Genomic DNA, 1,258 nt, shown 5'->3' on the forward strand with positions numbered 1-1,258 from the left:
GGGTGACCTGGTCGACCGAGGTGGCCGCGCCGAGGTCGATCTGCACCCACTGCGGGAACGCGTTACTCGGGCTCTCCCAGTAGGAGCTCGGGTTCTGGTCGTTGACGAGATTCGCGCCGAAGCCGCCGAGGGAGGCGCTGGCGCTGACCGCCTTGCCGGGGGAGAGGTTGGGGCCGGCCGCCCGGGCCGGGGCGGCGAACAGCCCGGACGCTGCGGCGAGGACGAGGGCGAGGAAGCCGCCGGCGGTTCGGCGGCGCGATGTGGACATGGGGGATCCTCAGTTCTGTCGGGGAGTCTGCTCAGAACTTTCGCGGCTGCTGTTGAGTTTTTGCGGGACGAGGGATTCAAGGTTTCAGATGTGTGACTGTTTCGTCAACACATCGACGTGAGAGCGGTTTGATAGCGGTCTTCGGCACACTGATCTCAAGACCAGGGGCCGGGCATCCCGGGGCCCTCTACCACTGGAGACGGGGGGTGGTAGCGGTCACCCCGGGACGACTCGAGCCGCCGCGCCCGGTCCGTCCGCGCCCGGTCCGTCCACCTGCATGCTCCGCAGCTTGCGTCGTGCGACCTCGACCTCGGGATCGTCCAGCTCGGCGTAGATGGCGACGGCCTCCGCATAGGACGAGTGGGCCGCCGGCGGGTCACCCGCCATCGCGTACGTGTCACCCAGGCTGACCAGGCAGTCCGCCGCGCTCACCCGGTCGCCGATCCGGCGCGACTCGGCCAGCGCATCGCCCAGCGCCGCGATCGCCGCCGCCAGGTCGCCCATCGCCCGGTACGCCACACCGAGCGTGTCCAGCGCGTCGGCCAGTCCACGGTGGTATCCGTGTCGGCGGTGCATGTCGATGGCACGCCGCGCGTACTGCACCGCCCCGGCCGCATCGCCCCTGCGATAGCGGTACCAGCCCAGATTGTTCAGCGCCTTGCCCTGCCCCGGCTCGTTGCCCGCCGCGGTGAACGCCAGCAGCGCCCGGGCGGCATGCTCGGCGGCCTCGGCCACGTCGTCCGACCGCGAGCACATCGTGCCCAGCTCCAGCTCGGCGTTGCCGACACCGAGGTCGTGGCCGATCGACGCGAACAGCTGCGCCGCCCGCGCAACGTGCGGCCGGGCGGCGGCCAGCTCCCCGGTGTAGGCCAGGCTGATCCCGCGGTTGCCCGCCATCAGCGCACGGCCGAGCACGTCACCGTCGCGCTCCGCGGCGGGCAGGCCGATCGCGGTGATCGCGGCGTAGTCCCGCCGGTAGGCGTTGCGCAC

The 1,258-nt window shown here is 71.5% G+C and carries 2 protein-coding genes; both read right to left on the bottom strand.

The features are described 5' to 3' along the window. A partial coding sequence (locus AB0M20_RS44305; RefSeq protein ID WP_364307572.1) for a discoidin domain-containing protein occupies window positions 1–268 on the bottom strand: 268 nt, incomplete at its 3' end. 216 nt (window positions 269–484) lie between these two features. Next, window positions 485–1,258, bottom strand: a 774-nt coding sequence (locus AB0M20_RS44310; protein ID WP_364307574.1) for a tetratricopeptide repeat protein, incomplete at its 5' end; no start/stop codon positions are given.

Origin of the sequence: Actinoplanes sp. NPDC051633 (genome assembly GCF_040681735.1) — a bacterium.
Taxonomy (GTDB): Bacteria; Actinomycetota; Actinomycetes; order Mycobacteriales; family Micromonosporaceae; genus Actinoplanes.